At 30.6% G+C, this 24,527-nt stretch carries 20 protein-coding genes and 2 tRNA genes; 17 read left to right on the plus strand and 5 right to left on the minus strand.

The genetic code is table 11. The annotated features are described in order from the left end of the window. Positions 1-177: 177 nt before the first annotated feature. The 3 genes from D2A34_RS09385 to D2A34_RS09395 all read left to right on the plus strand — a co-directional run bounded on the left by D2A34_RS09385 (position 178) and on the right by D2A34_RS09395 (position 5,876). On the plus strand, positions 178-1,359 hold the full coding sequence (locus D2A34_RS09385; protein ID WP_119366438.1) for an efflux RND transporter periplasmic adaptor subunit: 1,182 nt from the start codon (positions 178-180) through the stop codon (positions 1,357-1,359). Between the two features lie 17 nt (positions 1,360-1,376). After that, a complete protein-coding gene (locus D2A34_RS09390; RefSeq protein ID WP_119366439.1) occupies positions 1,377-4,466 on the plus strand; it encodes an efflux RND transporter permease subunit in 3,090 nt (1,029 codons plus the stop codon). 117 nt (positions 4,467-4,583) lie between these two features. After that, complete coding sequence (locus D2A34_RS09395; RefSeq protein WP_079437876.1) at positions 4,584-5,876, plus strand: TolC family protein; 1,293 nt, start codon at positions 4,584-4,586, stop codon at positions 5,874-5,876. A gap of 222 nt (positions 5,877-6,098) precedes the next feature. On the opposite strand, the gene D2A34_RS09400 is transcribed toward D2A34_RS09395, so the two are convergent. Beyond that, the gene (locus D2A34_RS09400; protein ID WP_079437877.1) at positions 6,099-6,482 is read right to left on the minus strand and encodes a desulfoferrodoxin; all 384 of its coding nucleotides are present in this window, start codon (positions 6,480-6,482) and stop codon (positions 6,099-6,101) included. A 21-nt stretch (positions 6,483-6,503) separates the two neighbouring features. Continuing rightward, positions 6,504-7,121, minus strand: a complete 618-nt coding sequence (locus tag D2A34_RS09405; protein WP_182629334.1) for a nitroreductase family protein — start codon at positions 7,119-7,121, stop codon at positions 6,504-6,506. A 245-nt stretch (positions 7,122-7,366) separates the two neighbouring features. On the opposite strand from D2A34_RS09405, the gene D2A34_RS26645 reads away from it, so the two are divergent. After that, a complete protein-coding gene (locus D2A34_RS26645) occupies positions 7,367-7,525 on the plus strand; it encodes a hypothetical protein (RefSeq protein WP_182629335.1) in 159 nt (52 codons plus the stop codon). Here D2A34_RS26645 and D2A34_RS09410 read toward each other — a convergent pair. Further along, complete coding sequence (locus D2A34_RS09410) at positions 7,518-8,384, minus strand: LysR family transcriptional regulator (RefSeq protein WP_119366440.1); 867 nt, start codon at positions 8,382-8,384, stop codon at positions 7,518-7,520. The genes D2A34_RS26645 and D2A34_RS09410 overlap by 8 nt on opposite strands. 137 nt (positions 8,385-8,521) lie before the next feature. Here D2A34_RS09410 and D2A34_RS09415 point away from each other — a divergent pair, with 137 nt between their 5' ends. From D2A34_RS09415 to D2A34_RS09435, 5 genes are all read left to right on the plus strand, one after another. Next, positions 8,522-10,255, plus strand: coding sequence for an ABC transporter ATP-binding protein (locus tag D2A34_RS09415; protein WP_119366441.1), 1,734 nt, complete (start codon positions 8,522-8,524; stop codon positions 10,253-10,255). Further along, on the plus strand, positions 10,256-11,995 hold the full coding sequence (locus tag D2A34_RS09420; RefSeq protein ID WP_119366442.1) for an ABC transporter ATP-binding protein: 1,740 nt from the start codon (positions 10,256-10,258) through the stop codon (positions 11,993-11,995). It abuts the gene before it with no gap. Between the two features lie 38 nt (positions 11,996-12,033). Continuing rightward, positions 12,034-12,984, plus strand: a complete 951-nt coding sequence (locus tag D2A34_RS09425; RefSeq protein ID WP_119366443.1) for a polysaccharide deacetylase family protein — start codon at positions 12,034-12,036, stop codon at positions 12,982-12,984. Positions 12,985-13,437: 453 nt separating this feature from the next. Beyond that, a tRNA-His gene (locus D2A34_RS09430) sits at positions 13,438-13,513 on the plus strand. A 5-nt stretch (positions 13,514-13,518) separates the two neighbouring features. Beyond that, positions 13,519-13,593 (plus strand) — tRNA-Gln (locus D2A34_RS09435). A gap of 145 nt (positions 13,594-13,738) precedes the next feature. Here D2A34_RS09435 and D2A34_RS09440 read toward each other — a convergent pair. Then, positions 13,739-14,206, minus strand: a complete 468-nt coding sequence (locus tag D2A34_RS09440; RefSeq protein WP_119366444.1) for a staygreen family protein — start codon at positions 14,204-14,206, stop codon at positions 13,739-13,741. A gap of 187 nt (positions 14,207-14,393) precedes the next feature. On the opposite strand from D2A34_RS09440, the gene fabV reads away from it, so the two are divergent. The 7 genes from fabV to D2A34_RS09475 all read left to right on the plus strand — a co-directional run bounded on the left by fabV (position 14,394) and on the right by D2A34_RS09475 (position 22,179). Further along, entirely contained in the window at positions 14,394-15,590 is a 1,197-nt protein-coding gene (fabV, locus tag D2A34_RS09445; protein WP_119366445.1) for an enoyl-ACP reductase FabV, read from the plus strand. Positions 15,591-15,664: 74 nt separating this feature from the next. Next, positions 15,665-17,389 (plus strand): sigma 54-interacting transcriptional regulator, encoded by a 1,725-nt coding sequence (locus D2A34_RS09450; RefSeq protein WP_079437884.1) that lies wholly within the window; start codon positions 15,665-15,667, stop codon positions 17,387-17,389. A gap of 280 nt (positions 17,390-17,669) precedes the next feature. Further along, on the plus strand, positions 17,670-19,214 hold the full coding sequence (locus tag D2A34_RS09455; RefSeq protein WP_079437885.1) for an acyl CoA:acetate/3-ketoacid CoA transferase: 1,545 nt from the start codon (positions 17,670-17,672) through the stop codon (positions 19,212-19,214). 76 nt (positions 19,215-19,290) lie between these two features. Next, positions 19,291-20,685, plus strand: coding sequence for a GntP family permease (locus D2A34_RS09460; protein ID WP_079437886.1), 1,395 nt, complete (start codon positions 19,291-19,293; stop codon positions 20,683-20,685). A 56-nt stretch (positions 20,686-20,741) separates the two neighbouring features. Next, positions 20,742-21,158, plus strand: coding sequence for a MaoC family dehydratase (locus D2A34_RS09465; RefSeq protein WP_079437887.1), 417 nt, complete (start codon positions 20,742-20,744; stop codon positions 21,156-21,158). A 313-nt stretch (positions 21,159-21,471) separates the two neighbouring features. Next, positions 21,472-21,696 carry a hypothetical protein gene (locus tag D2A34_RS09470; protein ID WP_079437888.1) on the plus strand — a complete coding sequence of 75 codons (225 nt, stop codon included), beginning with the start codon at positions 21,472-21,474 and terminating at the stop codon, positions 21,694-21,696. Positions 21,697-21,972: 276 nt separating this feature from the next. Continuing rightward, positions 21,973-22,179: an alpha/beta-type small acid-soluble spore protein gene (locus D2A34_RS09475; protein WP_079437889.1), complete on the plus strand. Its 207-nt coding sequence runs from the start codon at positions 21,973-21,975 to the stop codon at positions 22,177-22,179. 187 nt (positions 22,180-22,366) lie between these two features. Here the strand turns inward: D2A34_RS09475 and D2A34_RS09480 are convergent, their stop codons facing one another. After that, entirely contained in the window at positions 22,367-22,963 is a 597-nt protein-coding gene (locus tag D2A34_RS09480; RefSeq protein WP_079437890.1) for a TetR/AcrR family transcriptional regulator C-terminal domain-containing protein, read from the minus strand. Positions 22,964-23,147: 184 nt separating this feature from the next. Between D2A34_RS09480 and D2A34_RS09485 the strand changes: the two genes are divergently transcribed. After that, on the plus strand, positions 23,148-24,476 hold the full coding sequence (locus D2A34_RS09485; protein WP_119366446.1) for a TolC family protein: 1,329 nt from the start codon (positions 23,148-23,150) through the stop codon (positions 24,474-24,476). The last annotated feature ends 51 nt before the right edge of the window (positions 24,477-24,527 follow it).

Raw genomic sequence — 24,527 nt, forward strand, 5'->3', positions numbered from 1 at the left:
ATTGAGTTAATAATTCAATGTTAAACTTCTAATTAAATAGAAATAGGAGTGGTAAAAGTAGTGTATAAAGGTTTAAAATATAAAAGTAATCAATAATGCCAAAAATTATAATAAATTTTGGATTTATTACAGAGCTAAAATCGTGATAATCACCGTTACAAAATGGGAGGATAGAAAATGAAAAATGTAAAAAAGATAGTTATATATGCAGTTATTGTTATAGCTGTAATAGGCGCTGTTGTAGGAGTTAGAAAGTTTACAGCAGCTAAAAAAAATATTCCAACAGCAGTTGCAGCAAGTAAAGTAGCAGTTGAGGCTCAAGAGGCTAAGTTAGTTGACAAAAATTCTGGGGATACATATAAAGCTACATTAGAAGCCAGTGAGCAAGGAATTGTAGCTAGTAAGTTATCAGCAAAGGTTGTTAGTATATCTTTGGAAAATGGGCAATATGTAAATGCAGGAGATGCCTTAATTACATTAGATGATCAAGATATAAGAAATAATATAAAAGTATCAGAAAGTCAAATAAAGGTAACTGAACAACAATTAAGTTCTGCAGAAGTTTCTTTAAAAAAGCTTAAGCTTAATTTAGATGATGTACAGCGTAACTATGATAGGCAGAAAGCTCTTTATGAGAAAGAGGTTATATCCCAAGTTGATTTTCTGGCAGCAGAGAAATCATTAAATAGTGCCCAAGCTGATTATGAGGCAGGTAATGTAAGTATTGAAACAGCAAAGGCAAATATAGAAGCTCAAAAAGTAAGCTTATCAAATTTACAAGATAACTTAAATAATACTGTGATTAAAGCACCTATAAGTGGGGTGATTACAGGAAAAAGTGTAAGTATAGGGCAGATGGCATCTCCAGGTACAGCTCTTGCAACTGTAAACAATATATCAGCAGTGTATGCAAAAGTTCAAATACAAGAAGATAAGATAAACAGTGTGAAGATAGGACAAGCTGCTACACTTACTGTTGACGGAAGTGATACAAAGTATGATGGAATCATACAAAATATAGATCTTTCAGCAGACACATCTGCTAGAGTTTTTAATTGCAAAATAAAGATTGATAATAGTGATAAAACATTATATCCAGGTATTTTTGGTAAAGTACAACTTATTAGTGGTGAAAAGACTCAAATGATTACAGTACCTATAAATGCTTTAGTTGGAAGTGAAGGTAATTATTCAGTTTTTATTAATGATAATGGAAAAGCTAAAAAGCAAAAAGTTGTCATAGGAGAAACTGATGAAAATAATGTGGAAATAACATCTGGTATACAGAGTGGAGATCAGATAATATGCTCTAATACAGGTTCATTACAAGATGGTGATGAAATAGATATTGTTTCTTAAGATAGGAGGGATTATAAATGAATATAGCAAATATTAGTATAAAAAGACCCGTATTTATTACAGTTATAATGATTGCCCTCACTATTTTAGGTTATGTAAATTATGAGAAATTAGTACTTAATGATATGCCAAATGCAGATATACCTTATGTTTCAGTCGTGGTTACATATCCAGGTGCAACGCCACAAGAACTTGAAACAAAAGTAACAAAGAAAGTTGAAGAAGCAGTTCAGAAAATTTCAGGAGTGGATACAGTAACTTCAACTGTAACAAATGGGGTTTCACAAACTACTGTAGGATTTGAGTTAAGTAAAAATTCCGAAGTTGCAGCACAAGAAGTTAGAGATAAAGTTTCAAGTATTAGAGGTGAATTACCTACTGATGCAAATGATCCGGTTATTTCTAAATTTGATATGTCAGCATCGTCTATTTTATCTATAGCTATTTATGGATTAGAGGATAATAAAGAGTTGTCGGATATTGTAGATAATACTATTAAACCAAAGCTATACACAGTTTCAGGGATTGGATCAGTGGATATATCAGGTCAAGATACAAGGGAAATTCATATAAATTTGGATAATGATAAGTTAGTATCATATGGTCTTACTGCAAGTCAAGTGATTGGCAGTATTAAAACTGATAATATTGACCAATCAAGCGGAAAAGTTACAAATGGAGATAATGAAATTTCTATTACAACAAATAGTAAGATACAAAAAGTAGAAGACTTTAAGAATATTCTAATAACAAAGAAAAATGGAACAGAAATCAGATTAAAAGATGTCGCAAAAGTTGAAGATACATTTGAAGATAAAACAAGTCTTGCTTTTTATCAAGGAAACCAATCAATTGGTATAAATATAGTGAAGCAATCAGGTGCTAACACTGTTGAAGTAGCAAAAAATGTTAAGGCAATACTAAATGAAATTAAAGGCTCCTTGCCAGAAGGCGTACATGTTGATATTGTTAGTGATAACTCAGAATCAATTCAAAGAACAGTTGATGGGGTTATGGAAACTATTATAGAAGGATGTGTACTAGCAGTTATTATAGTATTCTTGTTCTTATATGAATGGGAAAGTACTCTTATAAGTGCATTATCTCTTCCAATTTCAATTATCACCACTTTCATTTGTTTGAAATTGATGGATTTTTCATTAAATACAATGTCCTTGATGGGGTTATCGCTGGCCGTCGGGCTCTTAATTGATGATGCTATAGTTGTTATTGAAAATATTGTAAGACATTTGCATATGGGTAAAGGTCCATTGGAAGCTGCTAGAGATGCAACTTCTGAAATTGGGTTTGCAGTAATTGCAACAACTTCAGCTGTTATTGCGGTATTCCTACCGATGGCAATGATAGAAGGAATACTTGGAAAATACTTTATTGAATTTTCCCTTACTATTGTTTTTAGTATGGCGGTTTCATTGTTTGTATCCTTCACTCTTGTGCCTATGATGTCATCTAAAATGCTCAAGGCAGAGAAGAAAGAAAGTAAAACATTTGTTGGTAAGTTTTTTAAGTTGTTTAATGAAAAATTTGATACTTTAGCTGAAAAATATTCTCACCTTTTGGAGAAGTCTCTTCATCATAGAGTAGTGATTTTAGTTATTTGTGCTCTTATGTTTGTAAGTAGTATTGGACTCGCAACTACATTAGGTTTTGCTATGATGCCTTCAACTGATAATAGTCAGGTGACAGTTAGTGCTAATTTTGATTCAGGAATAACTTTAGATACTGCGAAACAAAAAAATGAAAAACTTGAAGAAATCATTAAAAATAAGTATCCAGAAGTGAAATTTTTATACTCTACAGTTAGTAAAAGTAGAACATCAATTAAGATTGAGTTGGTGGATAAAAAAGAGCGTAAAGAGAGTTCAAGACAGATAGCTGAAAAGCTTAGAGAAGATCTAAATGGAATTCCAGGAACTCAAGTTACCGTATCAGCTGCATCAATGGGAGGCGGTGGAGGATCATCTAAAGATGTATCTTACAATCTTGTTGGAGATGATCGAGTAAAGCTTCAAGAATTTGCAGAGAAAATAAAGGCAGATATGTCTAAGGATCCTAATGCAAGAGATGTAAGCAGTAATGATAAGTCTGGGTCACCAATAGTAAAAATGGATGTAGATCGTGATAAAGCTGCAGATTTAGGTGTTAACAGTTCAGATGTCGCGAGTACTTTAGCAATCTTATTTAATGGTTCAACTGTAACAAAATACGATGGTGGAACCAATAGATATGATGTTAAAGTGTCCTTAGAAGATACTCAGCGTAAAAATCTTAACGACCTTGATGGAATTTATGTATCAGGTACGAATAATACTCAAATTCCATTAACACAAGTAACTAAGAAAGTTATTGGAACAACTTCAGCGGAATTACACAGATATAATAGACAAGCACAAATTGAAATTTCTTGTAACGTAACAGGTACATCTACGGGAACTTTCCAAAATAAATATCTTGAAAAGATAAAAAGTGAACTACCAGATGGGGTTTCTCTATCTCTTGGTGGGATGAATCAGATGATGCAAAAGAGTATGATAAGTTTATTACAATCAATAGTGCTATCAATACTTTTCTTATATTTAGTTATGGCAGCACAATTTGAAAGCTTTATTGATCCAGCAGCAATAATGTTCTCACTTCCGCTTGCTATAATTGGAGCAATGCTTGGATTATTTGTATTTGGAAATGAAATAACTATGACTGCATTAATAGGTATAATAATGCTTATGGGTCTGGTCTCCAAGAATGGAATACTGCTTATTGATGCGGCGAAAGAAAGAATTAAAGAAGGAATGCCAAGAAATGAAGCTTTAATAGAAGCAGGGCTTGTAAGACTTCGTCCGATTGTCATGACTACTTTGGCTATGATATTTGGTATGATACCTTCAGCTGTTTCTACAAGTTCAGGTTCAGAAATGAGTGCACCAATGTCACAGGCTATAATAGGAGGATTAATTACTGCAACAATTTTAACCTTAGTTGTTGTACCGATAGCTTATACAATATTAGATGATTTTAAAAATAAGTTTAAAAAAGTTACTAAAAAGAAACCATTAAAGGTTAATGAAGAAGTAAATACAAGTTTATAGAAAGTTTAATATTTTAAAGAGACTATTCTAAAATATACTTTTAGATAGTCCCTTTAAATACTGAAAAAATTAAAAAGAATTAGTAAATTATAAGATTTAGTGAAAGGGAGATCATCCATGAGAAATAATATAAATAAGTTAGTTGCTTTAGCAATTGGAGTAAGTGTTATTAGTGGAAGTATTGTACCAGCATTTGCGGCAGATACAGCTCAAAATACAAATGCTAATGTTAGTACAGTAGCACAAGTAAATGGAAAACCAATTCTTACATTGCAGGATGCAATAAATTCAGCTATTAGTAACAGTGATAAATTAAAGCTTGATGACAAAAAAATAACTTATCAAGATAAATTTAATGATATTAATGAAAATATTGATGATGCTACAGGAGTATCAGGTGATAAAGAGGATCTTAATAGTGATACTCGTGATACCACATTAGATCAACTTAAACAACAAAGAGATTTTGATGAAGATTCATTAATACAAAAAACTACTACTGCTTATAATAATATGGTTACAAGTCAAATGAAAATAGATAAGTCCATAAAAGGTATAGATGTAAAAACTAAGCAGCTGAATGATGCGAAATTAAAGCAAAGCTTAGGACTCACAACAGCAATTGATTTGCAAAGTACTGAGCTTCAGGTTGTAAGTCTTCAAAACTCGCTAAAAGCGAGCCAAAATGCTTTAAAAGATGCAGAATATAGTTTTAAAGTATTAACTGGTAAAGATGTAACACAATATAGTTTACAGCAAGATATTAAATATGAGTCATTTAAAATAGATGGTTCTGTAGATGAATATTTAGATAATATAATTGATACTGAGTTAAAATATAATGAAAAATTAACTAAGCTTAATAAGGATTATTTCAATGATAAAGACAATGAAGTATCTGAAGAGTATGTAAATGATGCAAAAAGAACGTCAGATGGGGCTAATAAACCTGTTTTAGATGCTACAGTTGATACTCTTGAAAAATATGAAAAGTATGTGAAAGATTATAATCAATATGAATCAGATGCAAGTGCTTATACAAATGCTTTATCAAGACGTCTATCATACTTAAATGCTAAATTAGGTGTTTATACAGCTGAAACAAATTTAAATGAGACTAAAAAACAATTAAAAGATACATTAAAAACATTATACACAAATCTTCTTGCAACAGAAGATAACATCAATTATATTAAGCAAAATATTGATCTAACAAATAAACAATTAAGTAATGCAAAACTTAAATATGATTTAGGTTTAATGACTAAATCTGATTATGATACTTTAGTAGTTAATAGTTTAGACTTAGATGTCCAATTAAGAACTGCGGTTGATGGATATAATACATTAAAATCAGAGTTACAAAAGCCTTGGTTGCTTTCTGGAGCAAGTGGTTCGTCTAATTCATAAGGTTTGAGCTCTTAATATATATGGTTAGAAGAAAAATTTCATTTGTTAATACAAGGCGTTTTGAACTAAGTTTTTTATGATTTGTAATAAAAAACCATGAATATAAGGAGGGGATTCCTATATTCATGGTTTTATTATATATAAAGGGGAGTTTTGGTTGTATAAATATCTATAAGCTATAAATCAAAAAGATTTCAAATTAAAGCTATATAATCATAATATTTAAGAGTCCTTTTCTGTCCACAATCCATGTAAGTTACAGTATTCTCGTGCAAAAAGAACTTCTTCATCCAATTTAAAGAAAGCTTCTGGCTTTTCGCCCGGTTTTAAGAATTTTCTATACACATTGTTTTCAGTGTGTACTTCTATCCATTCTATATAGTGATTATCAAGCATAGGATGTTCAACTGAACCAACCTTAACTAAAACACCACCATCAACTTTCTCGATTACAGGAATATGTTTTTCTGTTGCAGCTTCAGTTGTATTTTCTACTTTAAGCTTCATTGGTTGATTGCAACACACTAATGTACCACCAGCACCATGCACAACCTCTACAATATTACCGCAAACTTCACATTTATAAACTTGTTTTAACTCAGTCATCTTAATACCTCCTAAAATTAACTATACTTCTTTAACTATTTCTTCATAATTTTTTCTATATGCTCTTGGATAAAGAGTTTTTGTTTCGTCTAAATAACCAAGGGCAATTGTCATTACTACTGTCTTATTATCATCAAGTTCGAATTCCTTTTTAATCCCTTCAAAGTCGATCCCGCTCATAGGATGAGAGTCCACTCCAAAGGATTTGGCTGCATACATAATTGACATAGCCAATAGAGCTGCATTGCTTTCAGCAAATTTTATTTTTCTTTCATCAGAAGTACCATATAAACTATACGCATAACCTTGAACGTTAGCTAACTTTTCTTCATCACCGTTGAAATTCTTAAGAAAAATATCCCATATAGGATTAGATTTATCATAACCATTCTTATCTCCAGCAATGATTAATGTTACTGGTGCTTCAAGTACTTTTGGTTGATTACTTGATAGCCTATACAATTTTTCCTTCGCCTCTTTTGATTTAACAGCGACTATCTCCCAAGGTTGAAGATTAAATGCTGAAGGTGCGAGTGCAGCAAGGTTTATAATATCTTTCAATAAATTATCATCCAAACTTTTTTCAGTATCAAAAAAGTTTATAGATCTTCTCTCTTCAAAAATTTCTTTTGAACTCATAATCACACATCCTTTTCATCAATGTTTTTAACATTCTATATATAATATTAATACCTTCGAAATTTAGAATAACCTATCTCGGTATTTTTATTTCTCATTGTAAATAAAGATCATATTCCAAAAATATATTTACCATAAATTAAAAGAAGTGAGAACTTTATCTTTAAAATTATTATATAGTAATTTAATTTATTAGTCAATAATAATTATTAATTAATAGGAAATAAAATAACTAAGTATTAAGGATGAGCAAATTATATTTACTTTTAAATGAATCTGAACTAGAAATGGGCAGCATACTTTTGGTCTTAGAATCACCAATTAAGATTCATTGGATACTGAATCTAACACAAAACATGACTGCATGTAGAATTGCTACAAGTTTACACGAAAAGTTTATGTAACTTGGAAAAGGGATAAGAAATTTTTCCCAGCAGATGAAAGATAACCTTTTTTAGACCATATTATAGCTATTTGGGTTGATAAATCTTCATTATCAATTTCTTTGAAAATTATATTTGAAGAGCCTATTAATTTTATTGAAGATTTTGGAACTATAGCTATTCCAAGTCCAGCGTTTGCCCAAAGCAAGGACGTCCTTGCATCATCGTTTTTGCAGAACACAGTTGGCTCAAAATTAGAATCTGAACATGCTTTAAGGATGAGTCTTTCAAATCTTCTATAAAATATTAGTGGCTTATTTTTTAATTCTGTAATATCAATAATTTTATTATCAGTCCAACTTAAGTCTTTTACCATTGCTGCAACCATAGGTTCTTTTGGTAATAAAATTGAGTTTATTTCAGAATTGTTGAACGGAGTTCTAACAATGGCAATTTCAATTATACCTTTAGTTAGTGATTTTAATAGTTCATATGTGTTTCCTTCATAAATTTCAAAATTTATATATGGATAATTGTTGTGAAATATACTTAGTCTGCTGTCTAAAAGTGATGCGCCAGATGAAGATACAGTACCGATGGATAGAGTTCCATAAGCTCCATCTTTAAAATCTGTTAATTCGTCAACTGTAGATTTTGTTAAAGATAATATCTGCTGCGCACGTTTATAAAGTATATGTCCTGCATCTGTTAGTGTAACATTACGGCTTCCCCTTTCAAAAAGTTTTACACCTAACTCATCTTCGAGGCTTTTTAGTTGGTAACTTAAAGGAGGCTGAGCGATGTGAAGTCTTTTAGCAGCACTTGTTATTTGGCCCTCTTCTGCAATTACATAAAAATATTTTAATTGTTTAATATCCATTTTTTCACCTTCTCATATATAAAATATATATGACACTCATATATATCATGTATTTTTTATATGTATTCATTTTTGATATAATAATAAAGGAAATTAGAAAAATATTCAACAATACACTAAAGAATGGAGGATAAACTTTGAATAATTTATTTAGATTCGCAAAGCCTTATAAAAAACAAGTTATACTCGGACCTATATTTAAATTGCTTGAGGCTATTTTTGAAATATCTATACCTACAATAATGATTCTCATAACAGATAAAGGTATAGGAACAGGAGATGTTAAATACATCTTTGAGGTAGGATTAATAATGCTTTTAATGGCAATTCTTGGAGTTGTGTCATCTTTTACCTGTCAATATTTTGCGTCAATTGCTTCACAGGGATTTGGTACAACTCTTAGAAATGAGATGTTTAAAAAGATAGGAACTTTTTCCTATAATGAGATTGATGATTTTGGAACACCATCTCTTATTAATCGTGTAACAAATGATGTAAATCAACTTCAACTTGGTCTTGCAATGCTTATAAGACTAGCTATAAGAGTTCCATTTCTTTGCATTGGTGGAATTGTAATGGCTATGTATCTTGATCTTAAATTATCTTTAATAATGTATTTATCAATACCATTTTTTGCCTTTGCTATATATCTCATTATGAGTAAATCACTTCCTCTCTATAAAGTGGTTCAGAAAAAACTTGATAAATTAGCACTTATATTAAGAGAAAATCTATCTGGAGTTAGAGTTATAAGAGCGTTTGCCAGAGTAGAAGGGGAAAAGGTAAGATTTAAAGAATCAAATGAAGAACTTGCAAGCACTGCAATTCACGTAGGAAAAATATCTGCACTTATGAATCCAGTTACAAGTATAATAATGAATTTTGCACTTATGGCAGTAATTTGGTTTGGTGGAATAAGAGTAAATGAAGGTGCAATGACAACAGGAAAGGTTATTGCTTATATTAACTATATAAATATGGTTTTATCAGCTCTTATAGTACTAGCTAATCTTATAGTTACCTTTACTAAAGCAGCAGCTAGTGCAGCTCGTGTAAATGAAGTACTTAATACGGAGGCAAGCATTAAGTATAGTGGAAATAGCACTTTTAGTAAAAATAATGATAAAAATATGCCAATACTTAAATTTGATAATGTATCTTTTTCTTACAAGGATTCTAAGGAAGATGCTATTACAAATATATCTTTTGAAATAAAAAGAGGACAAATGGTTGGAATAATAGGTGGTACAGGTTCAGGAAAAACTACCTTAGTTAATTTAATTCCTAGATTATATGATACAACTAAAGGAAGTATATTAATAAATGGAATTAATGTTAAAGATTTAAATAAAAAAGAACTTGATGATAACATAGGCTTAGTTCCTCAAAAGGCTGTTTTATTCTCTGGTACTGTAGCAGAAAATATAAGATGGGGATCTCAAAATGCGACTATGGATGAAGTTAAGAAAGCAGCTAAAATAGGAATGGCAGCTGATTTCGTGGAAAAAATGCCTGAGAAATATGATACATATATTTCTCAAGGAGGAGTTAATTTTTCTGGAGGTCAAAAACAAAGACTCACTATAGCAAGAGCTTTAGTGAAAAATCCAGAAATATTAATTATGGATGATAGTTTAAGTGCCCTTGATTATGCTACAGATGCAGCTCTTAGAGAAGCTCTTAAGGAAAATTCTCAAGGTACAACTGTAATGATGGTTACTCAAAGAATAAGCACTATAAAAGATGCGGATTTAATAATCGTCTTAGATGATGGAAAGCTCGCAGGAGTTGGAAAACATGAAGAATTGCTTAAAGAATCAGAGGTTTATAAAGAAATATGTAGTTCTCAAATTACAAAGGAGGCTATGTAAATGAAAAAAAGTACATTTTCTAGATTAATAGGTTATGTTTCAAAATATAAAGGTTATATGTTTGCATCTTTAATATTTGCACTTATAAGTAATATCCTTATTGCTTTTATGCCATTAATAGTCGGAAAAGCTATTGATAAAATAATTACAGAGGGCAAAGTTGATTTTGACGGTTTAATAAAAACAATTATAATACTTGGAATAATTTATGTAATAAGTGCCTTATTTACATGGCTATTTACCATAGTTGCCAATATTGTAGCTTATAACACAGTAAGGGATCTTAGAAATGAAGCGTTAAGTAAGATAAGTAATCTTCCTCTAAAATATTTTGATAGACATCCTCATGGAGATATTATAAGTAGACTTACAAATGATATGGATAATATTTCAGATGGATTATTTCAAGGTATAACACAATTTTATCCAGGTATAATTACAATATTAAGTTCACTTATTTTAATGGTAAGCTTAAGTTTTAAATTAACAGCTGTAATAGTAGTAATGACACCATTTTGTTTCCTTATTGCTTCTTTTATTACAAAAAGATCTAATAAAATGTTTAAAGAGCAACAAAAGACTTTAGGAGAATTAAATGGATATATAGAAGAAATCATAGGAAATCAAAAGGTAGTAAGACTTTTTGGATATGAAACAAAAGCTGAGGAAAGCTTCGGAGAAATTAACGGAAGACTTTATAAATGTGGACAGCTTGCTCAGTTTTATTCATCACTTACAAATCCAGCAACAAGACTTGTTAATAATATTACATATATTTTAGTAGGTTTGGTTGGGGGTATACTTTCAGTTTTAAGTGGATTAAGTGTTGGTGTGATTTCGAGTTTTTTAACTTATTCAACTCAATTTTCACAACCAATAAACAATATTACAAGTGTTGCTACTCAGCTTCAAGCAGCTCTAGCATCTTGTGAAAGAATATTTTCTGTTATAGATGAAGAGCCAGAAAAAGCAGATGCTAAGGACTCTGAAAATGTAACTGGATGTGAAGGAAATGTTAAGTTTGAAAATGTATCTTTCTCTTATGATAAAAAAGTGAAACTTATAGAAGATTTCAGTGTGGATATAAATCAAGGAAGTACAGTGGCTATTGTAGGGCCCACAGGTGCTGGAAAAACTACTATGGTTAACCTGCTTATGAGATTCTATGATTTAGATAAAGGTAAGATTACTATAGATGGCAGGGAAATAAATAATCTTAAGAGAGATAATCTTAGAAGTCAATTTGGTATGGTACTTCAAGATACATGGCTTTTTGAGGGGACTATAAGGGAAAACATAGCTTATGGTAAACCAAATGCTACATTAGAAGAAATTCAAAATGCAGCTAAAGCAGCATTTATTCATAGCTTTATAAAGAGACTTCCAGATGGCTATGATACGCTTATAACTGAATCTGGAGGAAACCTTTCAGAAGGTCAGAAACAACTTTTAACTATAGCAAGAGTAATGCTTATAGATCCACCAATGCTTATATTAGATGAGGCAACAAGTAGTGTAGATACAAGAACAGAATTAAAAATACAAAGTGCTTTCCTTTCAATGATGAAGGGACGTACAAGTTTTGTTATAGCCCATAGACTTTCAACTATAAGGGATGCAGATATAATACTTGTTATGAAGAATGGTAAAATTGTTGAAAGAGGAAATCATGATGAACTTGTAAATAAGGGCGGAATTTATACGGAACTCTATAACAGTCAGTTTAAGCATCAATTGTAAAAATAATAGAAAATGGCCAATTTATAAGAGGTAGAAAAATGAAACGTAATTATATAAATAATAAGAATAGAGTGAAGAGTATTAAGAAAAAGAGGATTTCTATATTACTTATTGCAGTTGTATTATTTGGAATTGTAGGATTTGCAATAATGGATCAAAAGTTTTTTAGGAAAGATCAAGCGGTACAAGCAGTTAGTAGTTTTGCACAAACTAATGGTAAAGATGCTGAACGAAATAATGAAGATACCCAAAAAAATGATGATTCACTAAATAAAGAAAGCGAAAGTAATGTAGAAAATGTCGCATATTTGGAAAAGTATATTGATCAGCAAATTAAAGGACAAAAACCAGATGGAGCTGATGGTAAAAAAGTTGCTTATTTAACTTTTGATGATGGTCCATCAGAAACAGTAACACCACAAATATTAGATATTCTTAAATCTGAAAATGTACATGCAACTTTCTTTCTTATAGGAAAATATGTTGATAAAGATGATGAAAGCAAGAACTTAGTAAAGAGAGAAATAGCAGAAGGTAATGGAATTGGCATTCACTCTTATTCACATGATTATAAATACTTATTCCCAAATGGAAAGATAAATTTAGATAATTGTATGTCTGATTTTGATAAAACAGATAAAGCTATAAAAAATGTTTTAGGGCAGGATTTTTCATCTCGTGCTATTAGATTTCCAGGTGGGCAGGAGACTTGGAGCAAGAAGGATCCACAAGGAGCAGAGGCTATAGACAAAGCTTTGCATGAAAGAGATTGGCATCAAATTGATTGGAATGCATTATCTGGAGATGCAGAAAGTGGACATAAAGATGCAAGTAAGTTGACTCAGGAGGCTATAAAAACTATAGGCAATAGAGAAAAGGCATTAATATTAATGCATGATACTTATGGAAAAGAAGAAACAGCAAAAGCTTTACCGGGAATAATAGAATATTTAAAAAAGCAAGGTTATGAATTTAAAATTATAAAATAATTAAAGAAATTATAATATTTATATATGCCTAACTTATTTTTATTAAGATATCTGATTTTAGAAGTCAGATATCTTTTTTCATTCATATTTAAATCATCAACAATATTATTATGTATTTAATATAATTGATGAAAAATTATGATTTGAGTGTAGTAATATTAATGATAAGAATATAATTTTTTTAAAATTAATTGTAATGAGTGAAATAGTAGATATAAAAAAGATTAAAAATAATAACTCCAATGAAACACAATATGTTACTTATTTAGGTAATTTATCACATGAGCCTAACTTATACGTTATCTATCTATAAAAAGAAAGTATGTATATTATTGACAAATAAAAATATGTATTTTATAATAAACAGGCAAATGAATTTAATAACATATATTTTAGTAATATTTACTTTTTAAATTTGGAAAGTGAATTTATATTATTAAATATATTATTATGGTGAACGTAGTTCAGTTGGTAGAGCGCCAGTTTGTGGCACTGGTTGTCGTGGGTTCGAGTCCCATCGTTCACCCCACATATTGGGATGTCGCCAAGCGGTAAGGCAATGGATTCTGACTCCATTATTCGCAGGTTCGAATCCTGTCATCCTAGCCAATTATTTTAGGCCCTCGAATGTTAAGAATAACATTTGAGGGCCTAATTTTATATTATATTAGAAGATATTTAGAAAGTATTAATTCATTGTTTAGAATTGGAACTAATGCGCTTAAGGCGAGGACTTCACCTCGAGCAGGCTTCTTTAGTTTACCATTTTCATTGTAATATCGTAGTCTTGGAAAGTACCCCAATTTTCTATTTTATTGTATTGTGAATCTGTGGATGAAAAGTTAACAGTTATTCTAGAATTATTTAATTCAGGATGTGTATTAAAAAAGTCCCTATCTCCATACCGTATAGATTCTAGGGCTAATGGAAGTTCTCGTCTAAAAATATAATCTCGTATAGCTGCTACTTCTGAGCCAAATTGTCCATCTACATATAGATACACATAAAAAATGTATTTATCCTTTGGCTTAACCCATTCGCCTAGTACTTCATCTCTCATGGCAGTAATTTTATCATTAGCATATCTTAATCCAATTGTTAAAAAAAGTTCTGCAGTCATATCATTGTGAGTTAATGTGTAGCGTCTTGGTATAATAGGTTCTGTAGAAGTAACCCCTTTTCTAAATTCAACTGAAAGTTTTTCTGGATTTAGTTTGCTCATTTAATTCCTTCTCATAAAACATTATTAATACGGTATTATATGATAGCAGAGATTATTATGCTAGCAATAAACTTTGTACAAAAGTGAAATTAACATATTAAATATATAAGATAAATAATTGTTTATTTTATATGTGAAATTGATATAATAAAAGGAAATAGTAACCAAGTTTATTGGAGGGTATACCATGAGATTTAAACCTGAATTAATTAAAGGAATGGCTAAGACAGCTCATCCATATGGATGTAGAAAAGAAGTACTAAATCAAATAGAATATTGTAAAAAGGCTAAACAATTTAATGGGCCTAAAAAAGCATTGATTATTGGAGCATCATCAGGATTTGGACTCGCAACAAGAATTTCATTAGCTTTTGGTGGAGCAAAGGCAGATACAATAGGAGTTTCATTTGAAACTGGTTTTACAGATAGAAGAACAGGCACCGCTGGATGGTATAATAACATATTTTTTAAGGAATTTGCAGAAAAGGAAGGTCTTATTGCAAAGAATTTTATTGGAGATGCATTTTCTTATGAAGTTAAAGCAAATGTTATAGATTATATAAAGAAAGAGTTTGGAAAAATTGATTTGCTTATTTATAGTTTGGCGGCTCCAAGAAGAAAAGATCCGAAGACAGGAAAAATATATGATTCAACATTAAAAACTACTTCAGAGGCATTTTCAGGGCCAACAATTGATATAGAAAAAGATGAGTTAATTACGACAAAAATTAATTCAGCAACGGAAGAGGAAATTGGAGCGACGGAGAAGGTTATGGGAGGGGAAGATTGGAAGGATTGGTGCGAATTACTCCTTCAAAATGACTGTCTTTCAGATAAAGCTATAACAATTGCTTATTCATATATTGGGTCACCAAGAACATACAAAATCTATAAGGAAGGAACTATAGGTGGGGCTAAACGTCACCTTGAAAATTCTGCTTTAGAAATAGATAAGGAATGGAAAAATAAGATTAATGGGAAAGCTTTTGTTTCAGTGAATAAAGCACTGGTTACAAAGGCAAGTGCATTTATACCAAGCTTTTCTCTTTACGCAGCAATACTATATAAGGTAATGAAAGAAAAAGGCTTGCACGAAAATTGTATAATGCAGACTCAAAGAATGTTTAATGAAAAAGTATACTCAATAAATCCAGCTGAATTTGATGAAGCAGGAAGACTTAGAATGGATGATTGGGAGCTTAGGGAAGATATACAAAGTGAAGTGAATGATTTGTGGGAGAAAATTACTCCAGATAATTTTAAAACATTATCCGATTACGAAGGATATAAAGAAGAATTTATGCAGTTAAATGGTTTTGAGATAAATGGAGTAAATTATGAGGAAGATATAGATATTGAAATCTTAAAGAACTTGGAGCCTTAAAAAGCTTTTTTGAATTTATATAGAATTTTTAGTAAACTAAAGTTAAAAATATGACTTATGAGAGAGGTTATTATATGGGGAAAGAGCCATTACTAGCAAACTATTTAGAAAAATTCAAAGTTATATTGGATAATATGTTTAATGCAATAATAGCTGTAGACAATAGTAACAACATATTTTTTATTAATGAGGCTGCCAGCATTCTTTTTGATATAGATTGTGAAAACAGCTTGGGAGAAGATATTAATAAATTAATACTAAATTCAGAAATAGCATATTTTTTATCAACTAAAAGAGAAGAAATCAAGAGAACAATAGTAGTTGGTGAGTTGAATTTGATATTGAGTATTATACCGTTATGTGAATCAAGTGATTTAAAAGGATCAATCTTAATTTTTAGTAATGTTACAAATTATAATCAACTTCTTCATAAACTTGATGAAGAGAGAAATAGTACTGAAATATTAAATACAGTAATAGAGACTGCCTATGATGGAATGGTTATTATTGATAAGGCGGGTATAATAACTATGATGAGTAATGCATATACAGATTTTTTAGGAATAAAGAGAGAAGATGCAATAGGCAAGCATGTTAGTGAAGTTATAGAGAATACAAGAATGCCAATAGTGCTTGAAACAGGTAAAGAAGAAGTAGCCCAGCTTCATAGGATTAAAGGAAATTATATGATAGCATCGAGAATACCAATAATAAAGAATGGAGAAATTATTGGGGTAGTGGGAAAAGTTCTATTTAGAAATGTAAAAGAATTAAATAGTCTTTACAAAAAGATTAGTGTAATAGAAAAGGAATTGGCTAATTATAAATCAAAGCTTAAGGAATTAAATACAGCTAGCTATTCTCTTGAAAATATAATAGGAGAAAGTGATACTATTCTTTTAGCTAAGGCAATAGTGCAAAAGGCGGCACATACCAGTTCAAATGTACTTATTTTAGGGGAAAGCGGTACTGGAAAGGAAATTTTTGCCCATGCTATTCATTCAGAAAGCAACCGCCATGAAGGACCATTTGTTAAAGTTAATTGTGCGGCTATTCCAAGTGATTTGCTTGAATCAGAGTTGTTTGGTTATGAGGCGGGAGCTTTTACTGGAGCAAAAAAAGAAGGGAAGATAGGAAAATTTGAAATTGCAAATGAAGGAACAATATTTCTAGATGAAATTGGAGATATGCCTCTTCATATGCAGGTAAAGCTTTTAAGAGTTATTCAAGAAAGAGAAGTTGAAAAGGTTGGTGGCGTTGCAACTAAGAAGATTAATATAAGAATAATTGCTGCGACAAACAGAAATCTTGAAAGATTAGTTTCAGAGGGGAAGTTCCGTGAGGATTTGTACTATAGGCTTAATGTTGTAACAATCGAAATTCCTCCTTTAAGAGAACGTGGAAATGATATTATACTAATTTCAAATCATCTTATTAAAAAGCTCTCAGTGGACTTAGATAAAAGAGTTAAAGGAATCTCAAAAGAAGCTGAACAATATCTTAAAACCTATGAATGGAAAGGTAACGTAAGAGAGTTAGAGAATATTTTAGAGCGCGCAATTAATATTATGGGGGATAGTGAAGTAATTAATGTAGATGATTTACCGAAAGAAATTACAGGTAAAAAAGCGTCGATAATTCCTAAGAGACTTCACGACATTATTGAGGAAAGCGAGAAAAATGCTATTATTCTTGCTCTTAGAGCTTCAAATGGGAATAAAACAAAAGCTGCAAAAATTTTAGATATAGGTCGTACCAGTTTATATGAGAAAATAGAAAAGTATAAAATACAAGTATAGTTGTTCGCTAATGCGAACAACTACTTTTTTTATGGAAAATAATTGTACGGAAACACGCACAATATGTAAATGTTTACTTAAAATTATGTACGGAAAAACGTACATAATTTTCGAGTATTATATGTTTTATCTTTAATTCTAGACGGATAAAGCCCTATTTTACGTTAAATTCTCCTTTAAAACTTTGGCATGGATGTTGCTTATATAAATAAGTATAAACGAACTTATCAATAAATATTAAACTCTTGCTTTATGGAGTATGTGAAAAGGAGGATAAGATATGAGCAAGATAATGTCAGTTGAACATGCAATCTCATTAATAAAAAGTGGAGACACAGTAGCATTTGGAGGATTCATAGGCGCTGGACATGCTGAGGGGATTTCTAAGAAGCTTAAAGAAATTTACCTAGAGCAGGGCAGCCCTAACAAATTAACGCTTGTTTATGCAGCAGGGCAAGGAGATGGTAAGGAAAAAGGATTAAATCATTTAGGGCAGGAAGGTCTTCTTTCAAAGGTAATTGGAGGACATTGGGGGTTAGCACCTAAGGTTCAAAAGCTTGCCATTGAAAATAAGATAAAAGCTTATAATCTTCCACAAGGAGTAATATCTAGTCTGTATAGAGATATTGCGGCTGGAAAGCCAGGGACAATAACTCATGTTGGCTTAAAAACTTTTGTGGATCCGAGAGTTGAAGGTGGAAAATTAAATGAATATACTATTGAAGATATTGTAAAGGTAATCGAAATAGATGATAAAGAGTATCTATACTACAAGGCTTTTCCGATAAATATAGCTATACTAAGGGCTACTTACGCAGACGAGGATGGAAATGCAAGCCTTCAGAAAGAGGCTGCAACCCTTGATGGTTTAGCAATGGCCCAAGCAGCTAAAAATTCAGGGGGAAAAGTTATCATTCAGGTTGAAAAGATAGTATCAAAAGGAACTTTAGATCCAAAACTCGTAAAAATTCCTGGAATACTTGTAGATGCAATAGTTGTAGCAAATGCTGAAGATCATATGCAGACATTCTCTGAAGCATTTAATCCGGCTTTTTGCGGAGAGATAAAAATGCCATCAAATACTATCAAATGCCTGCCAATGGATGAAAGAAAAATAATTGCAAGGCGCTGTGCAATGGAACTTATACCAAATGCAGTTACGAATTTAGGAATAGGCATGCCAGAGGGAATTTCAATTGTCGCCAATGAAGAAGGTATAGGTGATACAATGAAATTAACTATCGAATCTGGCCCGATTGGTGGAATTCCAGCAGGAGGTTTAAGTTTCGGGGCAGCTATAAATCCAGATAGTATAATAGATCAATCATCTCAATTTGATTTTTATGATGGTGGAGGATTAGATGTAGCGTTTTTGGGACTAGCTCAATGTGATGAAGAAGGTAACATAAACGTAAGTAAGTTTGGTCCTAAGATAGCAGGTTGTGGAGGATTTATAAATATTACTCAAAATGCAAAGAAGGTTATATTCTGTGGAACTTTTACAGCGGGAGGACTTAAGATCAGTGTTAATGATGGCAAGTTAATAATTCAAAATGAAGGTAAATCAAAAAAATTCATAAAGGATGTTGAACAGATAACATTTAGCGGAGATTATGCTAGGGATGTTGGACAACAAGTATTATATGTAACTGAAAGGGCAGTATTTAGATTATCAAGTAATGGAGTGACTTTGGAAGAAATAGCTCCAGGTATAGATATACAAAAGGATATTCTCGATCAAATGGATTTCAATCCAATAATCTCAAAAGACTTAAAGATAATGGATGAAAGAATTTTTGAAGATAAAATTATGGGATTAAAATAACGGACAAACTTAGATAAATGAAAAGACGGATAGAGTAGTAGAAAAGAAAAATAATAAAATAACGGAGGTTTTATATATGGCAGTTATAGGTATTTTATTAAGTTTAGCATTATTAATGTTCATGGCCTATAGGGGGTTCTCAGTTATTGTTTTCGCACCTATATTTGCAATAGCAGCGGCTGTATTTTCTGGAATGGCAGTAATGCCAACTTATACAGAAATATTTCTACCTAATTTGGGTAACTATGTAAAAGTTTACTTTCCATTCTTCTTATTAGGTGCTGTATTTGGTAAGGTCATGGAACAATCTGGTGCAGCAAAATCTATTGCGAAATTTATAGTAGAGAAGTTAGGCAAAAAGCGTGCTATGTTATCTGTAATCTTAGCAGCAGCTATATTAACATATGGTGGAGTAAGCCTTTTCGTTGTAGCATTTGCTGTTTATCCATTTGCAGCTTCAATATTTAAAGAAGCAGATATACCAAAAAGACTTGTTCCTGCAACTATTGCTGTTGGTGCTTTTACATTCACAATGGATGCACTTCCTGGAACACCTCAAATTCAAAACTCTATACCAATGAAGTTTTTTAACACAGATCTTTATGCAGCTCCAGTATTTGGAACATTGGGTGCGATTATCGTTTTAGTTTGTGGAGTATCTTACTTAGAATGGCGTAAACGTAAAGCTCAAGCAAATGGAGAAGGTTACGGAGAAAATCATAAGCAAGAACCTGTCATGGTTGAAGACGGTAATTTACCAAATCCATTTATATCAGCATTACCACTAATATCTGTACTAGGAATAACTTTAATTTTACAAAAAGTTGTATTTCCAAAATGGGATATAGTATCTTGGGTAACTAAGGAACCTTACAAAATTCCAGAAGCAGGAGTTATCGGTTCTATGAATAACTGGGCACTTATGATTGCACTTGTATGCGGTATTATTCTTGCAGTTGCTATTAATCCAAAGCGTATGAAAGGTAACTTAGCTACATCTATTAATGCAGGTGCAGTTGGATCATTATTAGCAGTTATGAATACAGCATCAGAAGTAGGTTTTGGTAATGTTATAAAGACTTTACCAGGATTTCAATCTATAGCTCATGCTTTAACAAATATTAATCCAAATGGAAGCCCATTACTTTCAGAAGCAGTTACAGTTAATACTCTTGCTGGAGTTACAGGTTCTGCATCAGGGGGAATGAGTATAGCTCTTGATACCTTTGGTAAACAATATTTAACTTGGGCAAATAGTGTAGGAATAGATCCTCAATTACTTCACCGTGTAGCTGCAATGGCTTCAGGTGGAATGGACACATTACCTCATAATGGTGCAGTTATTACATTACTAGGAATTGCAGGCCTAACTCATAAACAATCATATAAAGATATATTTGCAATCACTTGTATAAAGACAGGGACAGTATTTGTATTAATTGCATTACAAAGCATATTTCACTTTGTTTAATTTGAATTGCAAAAGAAGATAAGGATTATGTATAGCTTAAAAAGGAGGAATTGCAAATGAAAGGATTGACTATAAAAGAATTAAATATTGGGGATAAAGCTTCTTTTCAAAAAACTATTACAGAAACCGATGTATACTTATATGCCGGTATAACAGGAGATTTGAATCCAGCACACATAAATCAAGTTGAAGCTGAGGCAACAATGTTTCAAGGTAGAATAGCTCACGGAATGCTAACAGCTGGTTTAGTGTCTGCAGTGCTAGGTATGCAGTTGCCTGGCCCAGGTTCAATTTATCTTGGACAAGAACTGAAATTCTTAGCCCCAGTAAAAATAGGAGATACAATTAAAGCTGAGGTTGAAATAATAGAGAAGATTGAAGAAAAGAATAGAATAAAATTAAATACTATATGTACTAATCAAAATGGAGTTGAGGTGCTTAAAGGAATTGCTACTATAATGCCTCCAAAATAAAGACAAGCTATTATTGTGACAAAATGGAAATACTGGCTGGCTTGGTGGCAAGTATATAATAAAAATTACAAAAAATTTTTAATAAATAAATTTTAATAGATGCATTAAGGTAATTCTTAGCGCATCTATTATTTTTTGTAGAATAATTATTAACAAAAAATTAATTACTTCTAACCAATTATTGAACTATAATTATATTATTAAGCTGGTAGACAAGTACAAATATATAGAGATGCCTCATTAGCTTTTGTTATTTTTATAAGAATAAAATAAGTTGATTTTTATATAATAGTTATATGAAAGGAATGAGAGTATGGGTGATAATGTAAATGTAGTATTAGAAAAAATAAAGTCAGTACCAACAATTAAATCAGGAAAGAAATCCATAATAACATTATCAAGTAATGAAGCAAATTTAAGCGCAGAAGATTTTAACGAGGCAGCTGAGTATATTTGGGATAATAATTTAATTAAAATATTGAAAGTAGAACGTGATCATAGCAACATAGTAAGGATATATGCAGAGGTTACTGAATGATTTTTTAGTAGAAAATTTAGGATTATGTGTACCTTTTAAATTTAATAGGAGCCTATGAAAATAACAGATCAATTGATACATTGGTCTGTTATCTGTTTTTATTTAAAATAGAAATTTCTTTATTTTTTAAGAAACGAGTTTTAATTACAAAATATATAAAGTTATCTAATAGAACTTTTCAATGCTATTTTTGTTATTAATTAAATAGATTATTTTTTGTAATGATGGTTAATATAATAGTGTCCAATAAATTAATTGCTAAAGGAGGAGATAGAAATGGCTTCAAATAAAAGTGGAAGAAACAGAACTTTAGTACCAGAAGCAAAACAAGGTTTAAGCAGATTAAAAACTGAGGTTGCATCAGAAATTGGATTAGGTGATTATGAACATGTAGATAAGGGCAACCTTTCATCTAGACAAAATGGAAGTGTTGGTGGCTTTATGGTTAAACACATGATTGAAGATTATGAAGGTAAATTATAAAAATAAATAATTAAATTTGATTAGAAAATTAAATTTAAGCAAAAAGGACTCCAAGGCTTAACTAACCTTGGAGTCTTTTTTTTGTTGAGGTTTATCATAAATTTTATCTATATAGTTGAAGATATTAAATAATTTACTGTTGAAAAGCTAAATAAGAAAGCAGTAATAATTTACCTAGCTATTGTAACTATTTTCTTCTATCACTTATATGTAATGCACCAACTATAGTATTGCAATATTCAACCATTTGGTCAATTGATATAGGCATACCTTCTTCAAGCCATTCACCGGCAGAATAAACTAAAGCAGGGGAATAGAAGTCCGCAATGATATCTATAGGGACAATAAATTTAATTCCACTAGCCTCATCATTTTTAAGTTTTGCTTTTACGCATTCAAGTACTATTTTTTGAAGCGTTTTCATTGCAGAACCATTTTTTAATAATCCCACGCAATACATTTTCTTATTTTCACACATATGTTCAAGAAGAAGTTTAAATAAATTTGTATAATACTTCTTTGAGTCTTCTGTATCAGAATATTGCATACTTTTTTCCTCAAAATCTTTTATTAATTGTCTTAATAAAAAATCAAGCAATTGGTATTTGTCTTCAAAATGTTTATAAAAGGTAGTTCTATGTATCATAGCTTTATCACAGATATCTGAAATTCTAATATCTTCAAAGCTTTTTTCTGTAAGTAATGATATTAAAGAATCAGATAGTAACTTATAAGTTCTTCTTATTCTTAGATCAAGGGTTTCTGTAGTTGTATTATTACTCATATTTTTTCCTCCAAACTAATAATCTACATTTATTCCAAATTGTAGATTAAGTGTATAAATTAAAAATATTGTTTCTTGATTACTATATAGCAACAGTATAAATTATAAATATACAGTTGTAAAGATAATATACAACTGTAGAATAAAATGAGTTTTAGAATTAATAATATAGAGGTGGATGTAAATGAGTAAAAAAATAAAAAAAGTATTAATAATTGGAATTGTTCTAAGCATTATTAATAGCAGCTCTCTACCAGCGTTTGCAGTAGAAGATAAGGAAAAGTTAACTAAGGTTCAAACAACTCTAGTAAATGAGAAAATAGTAGATATCTCAACTAAGACTCAAAATCTACAAATTACTGAAGTAAGAAAAATTCTTACATTAGATAAAGCAATTGAAGCTGCTATAAGCAATAGTGACAAACTAAAATTGAAATCAAAAGAAATTAAAATGTACCAAGATAAAATTAATCTTCAAGAAAAGACCAATGATTATTATGAATCTATTGGTCAGAAAGTATATGATTTTCCTTATGATAAGCTTGAACTTCAAGAAAAACAAACAAAAGAGTCAAAAGAATTCATGGAAGACCAAATTGCTAATGATATAACTAACAAATATAACGATATGATTTTAAAAGAAATTGATATGAATAAATCAAAAAGATATTTAGAACTTAAGAAAAAAGATTTTGATTTTATTAAAGGGAAATTATCATTGGAAATGGCAACGCCTACTGAAGTTAAAGATGCAGAAATTGAATTAAAATCATTAGAAAATGACATAAAGGCAAAGGAGAATTTGTTAAATGATAACAAAGAATATTTTAAAGTGCTTACAGATTTGGATATAAAAAATACTTATAAACTTGACGATAGCATGAAATATGAAAAATTTAAAATAAGTGGTTCTATGGATGAGTATATAGATGACAAAATAGATAAATATTTAAAATATGATACTGAAATATTAAAACTTACTAAAGATTACATGAAAGATTTAAAAGATGATGGAATAAAAGACATTATGATAAAGGATACAGAGAAGCTTCCAGATAAAGCTTTAAGCATAACAGCTAAGGAGGATGGAACATATGAATTTGATTCAGGTTCCTATGCTTTAAAACTAATAGAATATCAACAAAAACAGATGGAATATTTAGCTAAGCTAAATGCATATGGAGAATATATTAATGGAGATTATAATGTGAGCGAAGCAAAAGTTAAACTAGAGGAATCAAAGAGGAACCTTAAAAATGGATTAAAAGAAGGCTATTCAACGCTTCTTGATTTAGAAAATAAAATAGATACTTTGAAAGAGCAGGTTAATTCAACAAATACAAAATTAAGTTTTGGGAAAGCACAAGTAGATATGGGATTAATTCTTGAAAATGATTATGATAAGCAGGTTTTAGAAAGTGAAGATTTAGATACTGGAATAAGAAAACTTGTTTATACTTATAACAATTTAAAAGATAGCATACAAAAACCTTGGATATTAAGTAACAACTAAGTTTGTAAAGAAATCAAAAGTATGAATTAGGTGAAGGATAGAACTTCATAA

Origin of the sequence: Clostridium chromiireducens (assembly GCF_003575225.1) — a bacterium.
GTDB lineage: Bacteria > Bacillota > Clostridia > Clostridiales > Clostridiaceae > Clostridium > Clostridium chromiireducens.